Here is a 2,147-nt window from a genome sequence, read left to right on the forward strand (position 1 = left end):
CTCTGGCGCGATCCTCACGCGCCCCGGACGCGGTGGATGCGACAGAAGATGGCGGCGCGGCTGTCGGCGGGCGATGCGGGCTCCGCCCCCAGACAAAAGCGGGACGACACCTGATCGCCACCATAGGTTTGTAGATTGCCGCAAAAACATCGCTTAGGATTGCATGAAAGTTGCATAGCCTCCTTTGCGGCATGTCGTTGAAAGAGAGGAGGCCGGGGCAGGCCAGGGCTGCTAACGGCAGCAGACCGTGGATTCAGGGCCCTCCGAGGAGACCCCCGTGCATCGCTCGAACGAGGCTCTGGAGAGGTTGGAAGCGGTGATCCGCCAGACCCACCGCCTCTACCTGGCATCGTTGATGCGCATCGAAGCACTGGAGAGGGCTGCCCGGACCGCGGCCGGGGTGAGCGAGAGCGAGCTCCGGACAGCGGAAGTCGACCACGAGCTGCATCTCCGGCTCATGCGTGCCCTCGTCGTACAGCTCGGCTACGTGCCGACCGGCCTGGCCAAGCGCTGCGAGATCCGGCGGGAGACCGCCGCCCGGGCGGCGGCGACGGCGGAGCCACCAGGCTCGCGCTCAGGCCGGTCGGCCTGCCCCCTGGCGGAAGCCGATGTGCCGATCAGGATGGCTTGATCGGGGCCGCGACTGTGGCGAGTTGGCTGCACCCAGATCGTGATAGCTTCATCCAGAGCGAGTTGCCGTGCGCATAGACGCATCGGTTCTCCGGCGAACGGCGGAAACCCTGGGAGCGGGATGAAGCATGGGTGAGTCGAAGCGGAAGAAGGCCTCTGGAGGCCCAGCCAATCATAAGCGCAGCGAACTGCAACATCTGTTTGAACGCCTGAATATAGATTACAGCAAACCAGGATTTTACGATGATCCAAATTTCCTAAAAGAGGAGAAAAACAACCAACGCATGCTGGAAACATACGGAGAGTGGATCTTACATCGTGAAAGAACGCCTGAATACGACACCCACGTTCGAACCACGCTTGCCAAGCTCGCACCAATCATATCTGCAAGGCTCGACCGACATCAGTGGTTCGGGGGGTGCATTGCTGTTTCGGCGACATTGACCAGAATTCTTGAACGTCTTGGCGTCTGGAACATCGTCATGAAGGGGTCGGCTTCAATCTATGCCGGAGCCGAATCACGTCATTTTGCGATCGTAGACGAGCATGAAGGCGAAGGATATGACACTGGCCACCAGTGGCTTATTGCACCACCCTATGAGATAGTTGATCTGACATTATACTATCAACGATGGCATGCGACAGACGTCATTTTTCATTCGCGTGCGCCAAAGATTGTCCTAGCAGAAGGAACGGACATTGTCCGTGCGAGACCTCAAGACGTAATAGCCCCTGCTCTTCTTAGACAGGGAACCGCCTCGGAGTTGCAATCTCACCTTCCAGATCAACGGCGCTTCAGCTCCTTGTTTCCTGCAAGAAGGATGATCGTCAATGACCTGGACATACGCTACGTTCCATCAGGGATGACAGCTCCTCTGGAGCCGCTCGAAGGCGTCAATACAGCAAGGAGGGGTGGCCCATCCGCTATTGAGCTGTGGCGCGAGGATGTTGCACCAGCGTTCGAGGTGAGCTGAACCTGATCCTGCGATCGGCAGATGGGCCCTCCGGTCATGCCAATCCTAGGCCGCCCCGCCCTAAGGGACGGGGCGGCGAGGCCCCGGCGGTCAGTCCCGGCGGCGGCCGTTAGAGCGAGTCCAAATCAGCGAGTGGGTCGTGCCGTCCTCCTCCGCGAAGAGGCGGGCGTAGAGGGGCGCCGGCAGGCTCGGGTCGTCCAGCTTGACCGAGATGTAGTCCCGCTCACCCTTCGACACCTTGGCCCAGCCGGCGCCGATCTCGGCCCTGCCGAGGTAGATCCGGTGGGTGGGCGCGGTCTCGCCGCTGCGCTCCGTCTCCGCCACGATCGCGACCTTCTTGGCCTGGATCGTCAGGGTGGCGATGTCGCCGGTGAAGCCGTTCTGGGTCTGGGTGAAGGTGCCGATGGTCGCCATGGTGTCTCTCCTCGTCCCGGTGCTCTCGGCCGCGTCCCTGCGGCCTCGATGGCGGTCGTCGAGCCGGAGGCGACCGGCGCCGCACCTGCCTTGGCAGGCCGCAGCGTGAGCGGAGGACGGCGAGGGACG

The 2,147-nt window shown here is 61.9% G+C and carries 3 protein-coding genes; 2 read left to right on the forward strand and 1 reads right to left on the reverse strand.

Translation table 11 applies throughout. The annotated features are described in order from the left end of the window. The first annotated feature begins 277 nt into the window (after positions 1-277). A complete protein-coding gene (locus tag VQ02_RS34080) occupies positions 278-631 on the forward strand; it encodes a hypothetical protein (RefSeq protein WP_048448714.1) in 354 nt (117 codons plus the stop codon). Between the two features lie 127 nt (positions 632-758). Then, complete coding sequence (locus VQ02_RS36555; protein WP_245239941.1) at positions 759-1,604, forward strand: hypothetical protein; 846 nt, start codon at positions 759-761, stop codon at positions 1,602-1,604. A gap of 90 nt (positions 1,605-1,694) precedes the next feature. Here the strand turns inward: VQ02_RS36555 and VQ02_RS34085 are convergent, their stop codons facing one another. Further along, entirely contained in the window at positions 1,695-2,018 is a 324-nt protein-coding gene (locus VQ02_RS34085) for a DUF736 domain-containing protein (protein ID WP_048448715.1), read from the reverse strand. Positions 2,019-2,147 lie beyond the last annotated feature (129 nt).

Source organism: Methylobacterium variabile (genome assembly GCF_001043975.1).
Lineage (GTDB): Bacteria > Pseudomonadota > Alphaproteobacteria > Rhizobiales > Beijerinckiaceae > Methylobacterium > Methylobacterium variabile.